This window comes from Bacillus pretiosus, from assembly GCF_051294775.1.
In the GTDB taxonomy this organism is placed as follows: domain Bacteria; phylum Bacillota; class Bacilli; order Bacillales; family Bacillaceae_G; genus Bacillus_A; species Bacillus_A wiedmannii.
This window is the reverse complement of record NZ_JBPPHF010000009.1, coordinates 60,070-75,102: the sequence shown is the minus strand read 5'-3', so window position 1 is coordinate 75,102 and position 15,033 is coordinate 60,070. Positions and strand designations below refer to the sequence as shown.

Annotated in this window: 14 protein-coding genes and 2 riboswitches; of the genes, 11 read left to right on the top strand and 3 right to left on the bottom strand. The window is 36.0% G+C overall.

The genetic code is table 11. The features are described from left to right. Positions 1–12: 12 nt before the first annotated feature. A complete protein-coding gene (locus ACSG5Z_RS27815; RefSeq protein WP_087984969.1) occupies positions 13–825 on the bottom strand; it encodes a MetQ/NlpA family ABC transporter substrate-binding protein in 813 nt (270 codons plus the stop codon). Positions 826–910: 85 nt separating this feature from the next. Further along, positions 911–1,025: riboswitch (SAM riboswitch) on the bottom strand. An 80-nt stretch (positions 1,026–1,105) separates the two neighbouring features. Further along, positions 1,106–2,014 (bottom strand): NAD(P)-dependent alcohol dehydrogenase, encoded by a 909-nt coding sequence (locus ACSG5Z_RS27810; protein WP_087984968.1) that lies wholly within the window; start codon positions 2,012–2,014, stop codon positions 1,106–1,108. 145 nt (positions 2,015–2,159) lie between these two features. Between ACSG5Z_RS27810 and ACSG5Z_RS27805 the strand changes: the two genes are divergently transcribed. From ACSG5Z_RS27805 to ACSG5Z_RS27780, 6 genes are all read left to right on the top strand, one after another. Then, positions 2,160–2,924 (top strand): hypothetical protein, encoded by a 765-nt coding sequence (locus tag ACSG5Z_RS27805; protein WP_435712642.1) that lies wholly within the window; start codon positions 2,160–2,162, stop codon positions 2,922–2,924. Between the two features lie 112 nt (positions 2,925–3,036). Continuing rightward, complete coding sequence (locus ACSG5Z_RS27800) at positions 3,037–4,473, top strand: FAD-binding protein (RefSeq protein ID WP_435712641.1); 1,437 nt, start codon at positions 3,037–3,039, stop codon at positions 4,471–4,473. Continuing rightward, entirely contained in the window at positions 4,470–5,003 is a 534-nt protein-coding gene (locus ACSG5Z_RS27795; RefSeq protein ID WP_048567287.1) for an MFS transporter, read from the top strand. The genes ACSG5Z_RS27800 and ACSG5Z_RS27795 overlap by 4 nt, the downstream gene beginning before the upstream one ends. Positions 5,004–5,081: 78 nt before the next feature. Next, on the top strand, positions 5,082–6,800 hold the full coding sequence (locus ACSG5Z_RS27790; RefSeq protein WP_137035018.1) for a DUF3981 domain-containing protein: 1,719 nt from the start codon (positions 5,082–5,084) through the stop codon (positions 6,798–6,800). Positions 6,801–6,926: 126 nt separating this feature from the next. Continuing rightward, on the top strand, positions 6,927–8,177 hold the full coding sequence (locus tag ACSG5Z_RS27785) for a multidrug effflux MFS transporter (protein ID WP_080377454.1): 1,251 nt from the start codon (positions 6,927–6,929) through the stop codon (positions 8,175–8,177). Positions 8,178–8,426: 249 nt separating this feature from the next. Continuing rightward, a complete protein-coding gene (locus ACSG5Z_RS27780; RefSeq protein WP_435712640.1) occupies positions 8,427–8,930 on the top strand; it encodes a hypothetical protein in 504 nt (167 codons plus the stop codon). An 18-nt stretch (positions 8,931–8,948) separates the two neighbouring features. Here the strand turns inward: ACSG5Z_RS27780 and ACSG5Z_RS27775 are convergent, their stop codons facing one another. Further along, positions 8,949–9,083 carry a DUF3951 domain-containing protein gene (locus ACSG5Z_RS27775; RefSeq protein WP_087984984.1) on the bottom strand — a complete coding sequence of 45 codons (135 nt, stop codon included), beginning with the start codon at positions 9,081–9,083 and terminating at the stop codon, positions 8,949–8,951. A gap of 397 nt (positions 9,084–9,480) precedes the next feature. Then, a riboswitch (SAM riboswitch) is annotated at positions 9,481–9,586 on the top strand. Positions 9,587–9,720: 134 nt separating this feature from the next. On the opposite strand from ACSG5Z_RS27775, the gene ACSG5Z_RS27770 reads away from it, so the two are divergent. The 5 genes from ACSG5Z_RS27770 to ACSG5Z_RS27750 are packed head-to-tail and all read left to right on the top strand — an operon-like array spanning position 9,721 to position 15,020. Next, positions 9,721–10,638, top strand: coding sequence for an ABC transporter permease (locus ACSG5Z_RS27770; protein WP_000289321.1), 918 nt, complete (start codon positions 9,721–9,723; stop codon positions 10,636–10,638). Positions 10,639–10,654: 16 nt separating this feature from the next. Next, positions 10,655–11,659 carry an ABC transporter permease gene (locus ACSG5Z_RS27765; protein WP_088061701.1) on the top strand — a complete coding sequence of 335 codons (1,005 nt, stop codon included), beginning with the start codon at positions 10,655–10,657 and terminating at the stop codon, positions 11,657–11,659. Beyond that, positions 11,616–12,626 carry an ABC transporter ATP-binding protein gene (locus tag ACSG5Z_RS27760; RefSeq protein ID WP_137011022.1) on the top strand — a complete coding sequence of 337 codons (1,011 nt, stop codon included), beginning with the start codon at positions 11,616–11,618 and terminating at the stop codon, positions 12,624–12,626. The genes ACSG5Z_RS27765 and ACSG5Z_RS27760 overlap by 44 nt, the downstream gene beginning before the upstream one ends. Continuing rightward, positions 12,623–13,396 (top strand): ABC transporter ATP-binding protein, encoded by a 774-nt coding sequence (locus ACSG5Z_RS27755; protein ID WP_060486393.1) that lies wholly within the window; start codon positions 12,623–12,625, stop codon positions 13,394–13,396. Before ACSG5Z_RS27760 ends, ACSG5Z_RS27755 begins: the two co-directional genes overlap by 4 nt. Positions 13,397–13,409: 13 nt before the next feature. Beyond that, complete coding sequence (locus ACSG5Z_RS27750) at positions 13,410–15,020, top strand: peptide ABC transporter substrate-binding protein (protein WP_070169278.1); 1,611 nt, start codon at positions 13,410–13,412, stop codon at positions 15,018–15,020. Positions 15,021–15,033: the final 13 nt, after the last annotated feature.

The following is a 15,033-nucleotide window of genomic DNA, read 5'->3' as shown; positions in this document are numbered from 1 at the left end:
TATCGTCAGCTCCTACCAAGATGGTAAAACTGAACCATCAAATTTTTTCTCGATAAATTCTTTTACTTCTTTAGATTGATAAGCTTTCTTTAATTTATTTACAACAGCATCATCTTTATTTTCAGTACGAACAACGACCCAGTTTACATATGGTGAATCTTTTCCTTCACGGAAAATAGAATCTTTCGCAGGGCTTAATTTTGCACCTAATGCAAAGTTTGTATTAATTGCAGCTGCTTTCACTTCACTTAGTTGTGTCGGTAATTGAGATGCCTCTAATTCAACAATTTTTAATTTCTTTGGGTTTTCAATTACATCTTTCGCAGTCGCTTTTTCTGTAGCCTTTGGATCCACTTTTAAAACGCCTGCTTTTTCAAATAGTTTTAAAGCTCGAAGTTCATTCGTTGGATCATTTGGTACAGCGATTGCGTCGCCCTCTTTTAAGTCTTTTACATCTTTTATGTCTTTAGAATATACGCCCATAGGGAATGTTACTGTTGAAAATACTTCAGTTAATTTCATATTGCGTTCAGCTTTAAATACGTCTAAATAAGATTTCGTTTGATAGCTATTTACATCGAGGCTTTTTTCATCTAAAGATACGTTCGGTGCTACATAATCATTAAATACTTTTACATCAATTTCGAGACCGTCTTTCGCTGCCACTTCTTTTACCTTTTCAAAAATTTGTTCATGCGGTCCACCCGTTACACCGACAGTAATCTTTTTCTCATCTAATGCTTTTACCTCTTTATCAGAATTAGCACCACATGCACCTAACAATAATACCGCTCCACTTACAATGCTCAATAATACTTTTTTCATCTATAGTTCCCCCTTCATATACGTTCCAAAATAAAAAGCACCTCTCAAAAATAAGAGAGGTGCCGAATAGACAAAATAGGTTCCTCTCTTATCTTCCAAAACGAAAACTCGTTTTGCAGGAATTAGCACCTTAGCTTATACGTCATAAGCTCGGTTGCCGGGCATCATCGGGCCAGTCCCTCCGCCACTCTTGATAAGAGTATGTGTATGTAGTTTTTTAATATGGTACTAATAGTAAATCTTACAAATAGAATTGTCAATGTTATTTTCTGAATATATTTTATTTTAAGGTAATGGAAACATTCCCTTTTTTATGTCCCTTTTCCACATGCATATGAGCTTCAGCAATTTCTTCTAATCGGTAAGTTCTATCAATAACGGGCTTTAGTTTTTCCGTTTCGACTAGTTTTTTTAATAGAATCATATCCTCTTTACTTACCTTGGCCATCATTCCATTAACAGATACATATTTTCCATTGGATGTTAATGTATTTGTACAAAGGGATTTTTTATACTTCCCAACTGCATCAAATATAATATCGTAGCGCTCGCCCGGCTTAGTAAAATCTTCTTTTGTATAATCAATTACTTTATCAGCTCCTAAAGATTGAACGAGTTCAAAATTTGAATTACTACAAACAGCCGTAACGGTCGTACCGAAATATTTAGCAAGTTGTACAGCAGCTGTTCCTACTGATCCGGAGGCACCATATATGAGCACTTGTTGCCCTTTTTTTATACGGCCCTTTCTCAGGAAATGCAATGCTGAAGTTCCACCAAAAGGAATAACTGCCGCTTCTTCATACGTCACATTGGTAGGTTTTAATGTTATTAATCCACTTTCATGTACACATGTATATTCAGCGTAAGCACCAGCATGAAGGCCAGTTAATGCAAAGATAGGATCTCCCTCTTTAAATTGAGTTACATCTGTTCCTATTTCTTCGATTTCACCGGATAACTCTACGCCGAGTATAGGGTTTCTCGGTTTTCTGAAACCTAATATGATCCGCATAGGAATCCAAAATAAGAGGGGACTATTAAAACCGCGTATTCTACAATCTCCAGTCGATACACTTGTTGCGTGAATTTTAATTAATACTTCGTTCTTTTTAGGTGTAGGTTTCTCTATATTTTGAAGCTGAAGAACGTTAGGTGGTCCATACTGTGTGCAAATGATCGCCTTCATAATGACCTCCTGAAATGAGTTGTTGTTATTTACATCATATTTAAAACCTTCATTAAACATGTCGCTATATAGCGAATATAGATTAAAAATTATATAGATTTCATAGGAAAAGAGGTGATATTATTTTGGGAAAGGGGGCGACATTATGAAAAAAATTATTTTTGTTTCAAGTTTAGTACTTGCAATCAGTCTAGGGGTAGGGTGTAGTAATGAGAAAACAGCAAAGACGGATGAACCGAAAAAAGAATCAGTTCAAAAAGAAAAAGAATTAGCAGCGAAGGATGTTTTCAAGAAAACGAACGAAGCTTTTAAAAATGAAGAGCATGTAACGATGACATATGGTGTAGGGGTAAAAGCTGAGGGAACAGAGATGGATATATTAAAGGCTAAGATGCAATTAGAGCCAAAGACAAAGAATTCTCGTTCTGAAATGAATATTTCCGGTACAGATGTTGTAGTGTATACTGTGGATGGTAAAGTTGCTGGTGAGGTAAAAAACCCTAATATAGGAGAAGTTATAACCGTACCAGAGGAGCAATTAAACGCTGGTGGAATGAAAGCGACTCAAGATATTATAGATAAGTTAGAAGTACCAGCAGTAGTTTTAGATAAAATGAAGATGGAGAAAAGCGGAGATAAATATAAACTGAAATTTACATTAAAAGGGCAAGAAACAGAAAGTATGTTAACTAGCATGGATGAAACACAGAAGAAAATGTTACAAGCACAAAATGCGAAGATAGAAGAAGTGGATGCAGAATATATCATTACAAAAGATTTTAAATATGAATCAGCAAAGATAGACATGATTATGAGTAGTAACGGCAAGGATAAAGCACACATTATTACGAACGCAAAATATACGTCGTACGAAAAGTTTGACCCAATACAATTGCCGGCAGCAAAGTAATAGTTTTGATGAGGGGGGACCTAAAATAAGGTACCCTCTTTTTTGTATACTTTCTTCATAGGAAAATAGGTACAATATGAAGAGGGAAAACTGTAGAAGAGGAGAGTGTCATTTGAAAAAAAGAAAGATAGCGGTGGTCATTGTGGCTTATACAGTGTTGCTTGCAACATCTGTAAATACATATAAAGAGCAACTAAAGCACCCTATTATGAGCGATGTAGGAAAGTTGCTTCCAACGAAAATTAAACGTGTTGAAAATGCTGAGGATGAACGCTCATTAAAACAGGTAGTGAAAGATGCAAATACTTCCGGAGAGAAAATTTCCATTGCAGGTATGCAACATAGCCAAGGAGGACAGACGTATTATCCGAACGGCACGATGCTTGATATGAAGGGGTATAATAAAATATTAGAATTTGATCCGGAGGAGAAGAGGATTAGGGTGCAAAGCGGTGTCACATGGAATGACATTCAACAGAAAATCAATCCATATGGTCTTGCGGTTCAAGTAATGCAATCTCAAAATATTTTTACTGTTGGTGGTTCATTAAGTGTGAATGTACATGGGCGTGATATTCGTCATGAAGCATTGATTGATACAGTAGAGTCATTCAGATTGTTAATGGCAGATGGTACGGTACGTAATGTAAGTAGAGAAGAAAATGCAGAGCTATTTCCATATGTCATAGGTGGTTACGGGTTATTTGGTGTCATTTTAGATGTGACATTAAAGTTAACTGATGATGAATTATATGAAATGCATACGAGAATGATAGATTATAAAGAATACACATCTTATTTCAAAGATAAAGTGAAAAGAGATGAAAATGTTCGTATGCACTTAGCCCGTATTTCTGTTGCCCCCAATTCATTTTTAAAAGAGATGTATGTGACAGATTATACATTGGCGAAAAATCAAAATATGAGGGAAGAGTACAGTGAATTAAAAGAGGAAACTATTATAGCTGCACCGAAATTTTTACTCGGATTATCCCGTTATAGCGATTGGGGAAAGAATACATTTTGGGATATACAAAGAAGTTATTTTGAGCGTACAGATGGAGCGTATGAGACGCGAAATAATGTTATGAGGTCAGATAGTGCTTTTATGGAATATGAAAATCCGAATAGAACAGAAGTGTTACAAGAATACTTTGTGCCTATAGATTTCTTCACGGAATACATAGATGATTTACGTAACGTATTAAATGAAGAAGAGTTTAATTTGCTCAATATTACGATTCGTTATGTGGAAAAGAATGAAAATGCAGTTTTATCCTATGCGAAAGATGATATGTTTGCGCTAGTTCTTTTAATTAACCAAGGACGCTCAGAGGGTGAAATAAAGAAAACAGAAGATGTCATTCAGAAAATAATTGATGTTACTTTAAAACATAATGGTAGTTATTATTTACCGTACTATTCGTATCCAACGAAGGAGCAGTTAAAGAGGGCATATCCTCGTATAGAAGAATTTCTTCAGAAGAAAAAAGAAGCGGATCCAAAAGAGAGATTTGTGAATTTATTTTATAGGGAGTATACGAAATGACATATAGAAGATTTGTAGCGTCACAAAGCATAATTATGATGGCGGGAAGTATGGTATTTCCTTTTTACATTCTATTGCTTCGGAATGTTGGGAATAGCTTCTCGCAGTTTGGCTGGGCGTATGGCTTATTTGCTTTAACTTCAGCACTTGTATATCCATTAGTAGGAAAGATGTCTGATCGAGTAGGCGATCAAAAATTATTAATTATATATGCTTGGTCCATGGCAATATTAATGCTTTGTTTCCCGATTGCCACGGAAGTCTGGCATGTGTATATTCTTCAAATTGTAATGGGAGTTTTAGGTGCTGTGCAGCGTAATACCGAGAAGACGTCGTTAGCACGAAAGGTTGTGCAAGAAAATGCTGGTTATGAGATTGGAAAATATCATGTGTGGACATCGATTGGAGGAGCAATAGCAATTATTGCAACGGGATATTTAGTAGATTTCTTTACGATTGGCACCATTTTTTACATTGCATCTATCTTATATGTAGTGAGTGGGATTGTATTAAGTAGTAAAAAAATATAATCATCCCCATTTTTACCTGAATACCCTTTATTTGTTATACTAAAAGGGAAAATAAAAGAAAAGGGGACATTGCCTTTGATGAAATTTTTAATTTTAGCTATTCTCACTTTGTTTTTGATTCCATGGACAAGAAGCGGTAATAAACTTCGAGCAGTGGATAAGAAAGGGGATGAGAAGGTTGTAAAGGGTAAGAAATCATCCATTTTAGTTATTCCTGTATTATTTTGGATAGGTATTGCAATCTATGAATATCTTTGGCTAATCGATGATCGAGCAGATTCGATTCTTACTCATTATGCCGTTGCAGTAGCAGTTTTAATTGGGCTTGTTTTATTTTCACAAAATCAAATAGGTAAATTAGAAGGTACGTTAAAGGGACTTCTAATGTTTGTTTTACTCGCAAGTTACGGCTATTTTGGTTATTTACACGATATAGTAATCACGCAAAAAAAATATGATTCTGTTGTGAAGATCGAGAAAGATATTTCAGAGCCGTTTACTGAAAATGATCAACCGTTTACAGTGCCGCCAAAGACAGCGGAGAATAAAATGAAAAAAGTATTTGGGGATATTCCGAAAGTAGCTTATTTTGAGCTAGGGGAATTAACGCCACAAATGGTAAATGGTGAGGCTTTATATGTAGCACCGATTGAAGTTTCAGGCTTTTTTAAAGCACGTAAAGCTGAGACAATTCCAGGGTACGTAACGATGTCAGGTACGAATCCTGATGCGGAAGCGAAACTGCATCTTGGTTATAAAATGAAATATGTGCCGAGCATGTTCTTCGGGAATAATTTAGAGCGTGTTGTAAGGCAAGCAGAACCAAATCTAATCTTTAAAGGGAAACCTAAATTTGAAGTGGATGATAAAGGGAAACCGTATTATACAATGACGTATGGTGAATTTATTTCAGGAAGATCTGGATTTGAGGTAGAGGGCGTTGTAGTAGTAGATGCACAAACAGGTGAAGTGAAAAGATATGATAAAGGAAAAGCTCCTAAATTTGTTGATGGTGTATTAAATCACGAGACCGCATCTACATTAAATACATACTTCGGTAAATATATTCACGGATTTTGGAATACGAAATTCTCGCAAACGGATATGAAGATTCCGACTGAGTGGGGAACGAAAGAAGGAGTTACACCAATTTTCGGTAAGGATGGAACGTTATATTACTTTACTGATTTCACCTCTCCAAAAGAGGGAGTAGATTCTGCGTTAGGTTACTCGCTTATCGATGCGCGTACAGGTAAGTTGTATTACTATAACGGAAAAGAAGTGAAGGGGATTATGGATGGTTCAGCTGCTTCGGAAGTAGTGGATAATTCCTTTAAGAGAGAGAAATGGCATGGAACGATGCCGGTTATTTATAACGTGTATGGTAAACCTTCTTGGATTGTACCTGTTATTGATGACGGGGGATTAGTACGTGCTCATACAGTTATCTATGCTTCTAATGCGAAAATATTTGCAACAGGTTCGACGCAAAAAGAAGCGCTTGAGAATTATAAAAATGCGCTGAGTGGAAGTGGAGATTCATTTAGACCGACTTCAAATGGTAAAGAAGCACAAAAAGAAGGCGTTGTACAACGTGTATATAAAGAAAAATCAGGTGAAAATACAATTGTGTATGTACTGTTAGAGAATGAACAAAAAGTATTTATGATACCGGTGAAGAAATTCCCATATGCTATGTTTACAGAAGTGGGAGATCCAATTCAAATCACATATTTAGATACAGGAGAGGCGATGTCTTCCGTATCTAAATTTACAAATAGCAATTTGAAAAAGTAAAGCGATAGAAATTCTATCGCTTTTTTTTACGGTATGGAACAGGAAAATGAACTATACTTGACGTATGGTTATGTTGTAACTATAATTGTTACGATTTAGTATTTATCGGAAAGGGTGAACGGAAAAGTGAATGGAGTTAATCACGAAATATATAAACCTGTAAAGACAAATAGGTTATGGATGATTCTTGTATTAGGGACACTTACGGCGATTGGGCCATTATCTATTGATATGTATTTGCCTTCTTTACCAAAATTAACAGATGATTTACAAACAGGCGCATCTCTTGCACAGCTTACATTGACAGCTTGTTTGCTTGGGCTTTCAGTAGGACAATTATTTGTTGGTTCAATTAGTGACATTTACGGAAGGCGCAAACCTCTTATTATCGCTCTTATTATTTATGTTGCTTCTTCTTTACTTTGTGCTATTGCACCATCTATTTGGAGTTTAGTGTTATTGCGCTTCTTACAAGGGGCTTCAGGATCGGCCGGGATTGTTATATCACGTGCAATGGTACGTGACATGTATTCAGGTTCTGAAATGACGAAGTTTTTCTCACTGCTCATGTTAGTAAACGGAGCAGCGCCTATTTTGGCACCGATTATTGGGGGACAATTACTACAGTTCACAACATGGCGTGGTGTCTTCATCGTTCTCGGAGCAATTAGTGTATTCATGTTAATATCAGCTACTTTCGTATTACGTGAAACATTACCTCCTGAAGAAAGAGAAACAGGTGGTTTGTCAGGGACATTGGCGACGTATGGAAAACTGTTAAAAGATCGTTTATTTATGGGATATGCATTATCACAAGGGCTAGTAACGGCGGCAATGTTTGCTTACATTTCGGGCTCACCATTTGTGTTGCAGAACATATACGGAGCATCACCACAGCAATTTAGCTTATTCTTTGCGATTAACGGTATCGGTATTATTATTGCTAGTCAGGTTACGGGCCGTTTAGCAGGGAAAGTGAATGAGAAAACGTTATTCGTTTCCGGTATTATTATTGCAGCCGTTGGTGGTTTATCTTTACTACTGACAATCTTACTAGGAATAGGTTTAATTGGTGTTTTATGCTCGTTATTCCTTGTCGTATCAAGTGTCGGGGTTGTATCAACAACTGGGTTCTCATTAGCGATGAGAAATCAGAAACAAGCTGCAGGAACAGCGTCGGCTTTATTAGGTTTATTACAATTTATTTCAGGAGCACTTGTTGCACCGTTAGTAGGTATTGGTGGAAGCAACACCGCATTACCGATGGGGGTTGTAATAGCTCTTTGTGAAATTGGTGCTGTATTATGTTATCTATTTATGGCCAGAAGAAGTGAAAAGCAGTTTGAACTGCAACAAAGACAAAATTTAGAAGCTTAAATTATAAAAAAGAGCTGATTCAAATATTTTTGAATCAGCTCTTTTTTCATTTCTTTGAAATAACTCATACAGCTTTGTAAGGTGATGCAAAAGTTATTTGCATAAAGTGACGATACTGTGACAAAAATGTAGGCATGTATATTAAGGTAGCGTCTTAAGTGTAAAAAGTAGGATGTTCTCGGTATAATAACAAGTGGAGATAAAAGAAACTATAATGAGTAGTAGCTGTAGATAAAAGGAGAAGAAGAGATGAAGAAGGTTTTGGGTATTGCTGTAATGGGAAGTATGATCCTTCTAGCAGGATGTAATGTAAATAAAGATACGAAAGAACCGAAAGAAAAGGTAGAGCAATCTACTGAGCAAACAGAAGAGATGAAAGAATACCGTGCAGTACATGAAAAATACGATATGAAAATGAATAAAGAAATTAATAAAGCACTACAGTTATTTGAAGTGGCAAAAGAAAAGGGCGGTAAGGAAATAACGAATGCTACATATAAAGAAGATGTGCAAAAGGTAACGACTAGCATGTTAGAAGATATTGATAATATACGTAAAGAAATTCTTGTTCCAAAGTCGAAAGAGCAAGAACATGAGGTATACGCTGGTTTCTTGAATGAATCGGAACAAGCAATGAAAAAATTACAGAAGTTAGCTAAAGAAGAAGACTCATCATTGATTCGTGATATAGAAATTAACTTTGCAACAGCATCAACATACTATAAACGTTTTCAAGCAGAAACGAAAAAATAACCTTGCGTACGCGCAAGGTTATTTTTTCTTCTTACCATCTCCGTCTTCATCCTCGGATACTAATACATTTTGTTTTTCGTGAAATTCAGAGATTGTTTGTCTGGTAATATTATCGAATGGAGTATAAAAAGAAGTGATACGTTTCTTTTTAATAAAGAGTTTATCTCGCTATTTGCCGGGCAGTAAGACCCCCACCTCAAAATCCAGTGAAAGCAAAGAAGTTAGGTAGGGGATCCACTGCCCCTAAAAGCCCGATTGGTTCAACTAATAATCAGTGGGGGATGCCCCCCACTGATTAAAGTTTCACTTTATAGACCCCGATGATGACAAGTATAACGATTGTTAATGGTAATCCTATAGTAGCAAGAAGCAAGGGATCCATCTTATAACTTCTTTAATATTATTTCTTTTTATTATAAGAGAAAAATGTAATTTCGATAAAAGGATTGAAAACTGATTTTTCTAAATATATCCAATTTGATTGACTTTTCATTTTTTCAGAATTATAATTCAAAATATACAATTTGAACTAAATAATAATATAGCAATTTACTTATCCAGAGAGGTAGAGGGACTGGCCCTATGACACCTCAGCAGCGGGTTCTGTAACAGGAACACCGTGCTAATTCCAGCAAGCAAGTCTTGAAAGATAAGTGATGGGCCTTCGTTTATTAAGCCTTGATCTTATTTTTTAAGATCAAGGCTTTTTGTGTTTTAAGAAGCGGAAAAGTAATAGGAACAAATATGTCAATAAAGCAAAGTAAATACATTTGTTTAGGGGGTTATTGAAGTGTATGTTATTAAAAAACTATCGGTTATGGTGTTCACGCTATGGGTCATTACAACAGTAACATTTTTGATTATGCATATCATTCCAGGGGATCCATTTTCATCAGATGCGAAAATCTTTCCTGAAGAAGTGATACAAAACATGAGAGCGAAGTATCACCTTGATGAACCGTTATGGAATCAATATGTTGCTTATTTAGATGGCGTAGTTCATTTTGATTTTGGTGAATCTGTTCAATCCACAGGTCAAGGTGTATCAGAAATTATAACGACAGGATTTGGTCCATCAGCGATTATTGGTTTACAAGCACTTGTTATTTCATTATTAGTCGGAATTGCAGCAGGTACATTTGCAGCTCTATATCATGGGAAAGTAATTGATTATAGTGTGAGCTTACTTGCGATTCTCGGTATTTCTATTCCAAGTTTTATTTTAGCACCACTATTTATACAAGTATTTGCTATACAATTTGAACTTTTACCAGTAGCGTCTTGGGGCACATTCGAACATACGGTATTGCCATCCTTCGCATTAGCGTTAGGACCAATCGCGGTTATTACAAGATTTGTTCGCTCTAATATGATTGAAGTTTTGCAGAGTGATTATATTAAGCTAGCGAGAGCGAAAGGCATACCAATTAAGAAAATCATTATAAGACATGCTCTTCGAAATGCGATTGTTCCGGTACTTACATTTGTTGGACCGTTAATGGCTGGACTTTTAACAGGAACTTTCGTTATTGAAAAAATATTTTCCATTCCTGGTCTAGGAAAATATTTTGTAGATAGTATTTTTAACCGGGATTATCCGGTCATTATGGGAACAACGATTTTCTATAGTGCATTATTAATTTCTTGTATTTTCATTACAGATATTATTCACCGTATTGTTGATCCGCGTATTCGTTCTATTACGTAAGGAGGGGGGCATTTAAATGGGAGCTTATGAAATCAATAAACAGTTATTAACGAATGAGGAGAAAAAAGAATTAACGATAAATAAAGATCAGCAAACGATTAGTCGAAAGAAGGAAGTGTTTCGCAAGTTTATATCAAACCCTATAGCAGTTTTAGGGGCAGTGACGTTATTACTAATTATTATTTTCTCACTGGTTGGCGAAAGTTTAACGGCATTTACTGCGAGTGAACAAGTAAAAGAAGCAACAAACCTCCCACCTAGTAGTGAGCATTGGTTCGGAACAGATGATTTAGGAAGGGACATATGGGCGCGCACCTGGGCTGGAGGGAAAATTTCACTAACAGTTGGATTAGTGGCAGCGGCTCTTGATATAGGAATAGGTGTACTAATCGGGGGCTTTAGTGGATATGTGAGAGGACGTAGTCGCCTTGGAACGTTGATTGATGAGTGGATTGTACGAGGGATTGAAGTGTTATACGGTATCCCATATTTATTAATTGTTATTTTATTATTGATCGTTATGAAACCAGGGCTTTTTACAATTATTATTGCCCTTGCATTAACAGGATGGATTGGCATGGCACGTCTCGTTAGGGCACAAGTATTATCTTTAAAGCAAAGAGAATTTGTTATTGCAGCAGAGCGATTAGGTACATCGCATATGAAGATTATATACGGACACATCATTCCGAATTTAACAGGTATTATTATCGTAAATTTATCATTTACAATTCCAGCAGCTATTTTCTCAGAATCATTTTTAAGCTTTATCGGACTCGGAGTACAATCACCAGCAGCGAGCTGGGGAACGATGACGAACGATGCACTCGGGACATTACTAAGCGGAGAATGGTGGCAATTATTCTTCCCAGCAATCATGATTGCACTCATTATGTTTGCATTTAATGCAATTGGTGATGGTTTGCAAGATGCAATTGATCCGAAGATTGTAAAACGGAATCGAAAGGAGAAAAAACATGGGACAGCTCTTATCTTTAGAAAACGTAACATTGGTCGTTGAAAAAGAGAATAGTAAGCAAGCAATTGTGAAGCATGTTTCCTTTTCTATTAATGAAGGTGAAATCGTTGCACTTGTAGGAGAAAGTGGTTCAGGAAAAAGTGTTACAGCACAATCTATTGTCGGATTAAATCAAGAATCTATTCACATTGATGACGGAAGCATCTCTTTCCAATCTCAAAGGTTGACGAATTTACAAGAATCAGAATGGAATCAAATTCGAGGGAAAGATATTTCATTTATCTTTCAAGACCCTCTGTCCTCTTTAAATCCGACGATGAAAGTAGGAAGGCAAATTACAGAAGTGATTTTGCAACATGAGAAAAAATCGAAAAGAGAAGCAAAAGAAATTGCGATTAACTTATTAAATGATTTAGGGATACATGAAGCAGAGAAACGTTTTGAACAGTACCCACATCAATTAAGCGGAGGCATGAGGCAACGTATTTGTTTAGCAATTGCTTTTGCGTGTCACCCAAAGCTCGTTATTGCAGATGAGCCTACAACTGCATTAGATGTAACGATTCAAAAGCAAATTATGGGGTTATTAAAAGAGCGAAAAGAAAAACAAAATACGAGTATTTTATTAATTACACATGATTTGGCGCTTGTACGTGAAGTAGCTGACCGAGTAGTTGTGCTGTACGGGGGACGTGTTGTTGAAAAAGGGACGATACAAGAAGTGATAGGTTCACCTAAGCACCCATATACGAAAAGTTTATTGCAAGCTATTCCGAATATGGATGATTCCGAAAAGGTACTTAGGGCCATTGAGGGAACAACACCATCAATTGAAACGTTAAATAGCTTTGGGTGCCCATTTGTAAATAGATGCCCAGTAGCAATACAAGAATGTGTTCATCGTTTCCCTGATAGAACAGCATATTCTGGGGAACACAGTTCACATTGTTGGCAACATGTTCTAGAGCATGACCAAGCGAAATCAAAAGAGAAGGTGAATGCCTCATGACGACAGATTTAATTACTGTAAAGCAAGTAACGAAAACGTATGGAAGTAAAAAGAAAGAAATCATAGCGCTAAAAGATATATCACTTTCTATCCCGAAAGGAACGACGCTTGGCATTATTGGAGAAAGTGGTTCAGGAAAGACAACACTTGGTAAGCTCATAGCTGGGATTGAGAGCCCAACGTCTGGTCAAATTGATTATAACGGTCAAGTTGTTCACAAGTTGAAATCAGCTCATAAGCGAGATTTCTTGCAGAAAGTACAATTCATTTTTCAAGATTCAACAGCTGCATTAAATCCGCGCTGGAAAGTACGCGATAGCGTAACAGAAGGATATATTTCATTCGGTTTAGGTGATAAAGGATTGAAAGATGAGGTAGCAGGTGATGCGCTAGAACGTGTTGGATTAGATAGACGATATACTGATCGATACCCACACGAATTTAGCGGAGGACAACGTCAACGGATCGCTATTGCAAGGGCGTTATTATGTGAGCCAGAAGTATTAATCCTGGATGAACCAATTTCAGCGTTAGATGTTTCACTTCAAATCCAAATTGTGCACTTGTTGCAAAAGATTCAAAAGGAACAAGGCTATACATATTTATTTATCGCGCATGATTTGCCGATGGTTCACTATTTATGTGAAAAGGTAGCCGTCTTATATAAAGGAGAACTTGTTGAATTTGGAAATACGGATGAAGTATTCCGTAATCCACAACATTCTTATACAAAAACATTATTAGCATCAACACCAAAAATTTCGGGTTAAAGGAGAATGTAGGATGAAGAAGTTTTTATTATTTGTCATTATGACCGTATTAGCAATTACTTCTGTCGCTTGCGGTAAAAAAGAGGCGCAAAAGGCGAGTGCTGGTAAGGGAGAAGGAGATCGATTAGTAACGAATATTGGTAGCGATCCATATACACTCGATTCCGCTATTGCAACAGATAGCACATCAGGTTATGTAATTGGACATTTATTCTCAAGCTTATATACGCAAGATAGTGATGGGAAATATCAAAATGAATTAGCAGAGAAAGAAGAAGTAAATGCAGATGGAACTGAATATACAATCCATTTAAAGAAAGATATTAAATGGTCAGATGGTTCTCCTATTACAGCAAATGATTTTGAATTTGCATGGAAGCGATTATTAAATCCGAAAACGGGTTCTATGAATGGGACAGAAATGTACTTTATTAAAGGTGCAGAGGCGTATAATACTGGAAAAGGTGAAGAAAGCCAAGTTGGTATTCAAGTTGTTGATCCTCAAACATTAAAGGTAACACTTGAGCACCCAGTTGCTTCTATTAAACAAAAATTAGCGAGTTCATTATTTATTCCATTATCTAAAAAATCAATTGATGACAACAACAAATTAAAAACAGATCCAAAAGAGTTAATTACAAATGGACCATTCACGTTAAAAGAATGGAAGCATAACCAAGCAATTACAGTACAAAAAAATAAAGAATACTATGATAAAAAGGTAACTTTAAAAGAAATCGAGTTTCGTATTATTCCAGATTCTAAAACAGCGTACCAATTATACAAATCAAAAGAATTAGATTTACTAAGTGGTTTACCACAAGAAATGATTGAGAAAGAAAAAGGAAATAAAGAATATAAGCGTGTTGCGGGATTCTCATCTTATATTTATTCGTTTAACGTAGAAAAAGAGCCATTCACAAATGCGAAAGTACGTAAAGCATTTTCATTAGCAGTTGATCGTAAGTTTATCGTTGAAAAACTGTATAAGAATAATGCGCAAGAAGCATATGCATTCGTTCCAGAAGGAGCAAAAACACAAAGTGGTCGTGATTTCCGTAAAGAAAAAGGTGATTACGTAAAATTTGATACAACAGAAGCGAAAAAATTATTAGAAGAGGGTATGAAAGAACAAGGTTGGTCTACATTACCTGAAGTAACATTGAAGTTCACAACGGATACACAGCATAAAAAAGTAGCAGAAGCAATGCAGGAAATGTTTAAGAAAAATCTTGGTGTAGATATTAAATTAGAAAATAAAGAGTGGAAGAGTTACATCGATACATATAAGCAAAGTGATTTCCAATTAGCTTATATGGGATGGGGCGGTTCTTTATTAGACCCAATTACTAAACTAGATTTATATGCAGGTGATGGTCCAAACAACTATGCAAAATGGCATAATAAAGAATTTGACGCTTTAATCAAAGAAGCAGAAGTTGAACAAAATGAAGATAAGCGTTTTGATTTATTGCATAAAGCAGAAGATATTATGTTTACAGATTCACCGTTAATTCCAATTATATTCCCTTCTGATTCTTACTTACAAAAAGGATCAGTATCTGGACTTCAATATTATGTTGGATCTAAACCAGATTTAAGATATGCAAAAATAAAGAAGTAGGCAACCGCCTACT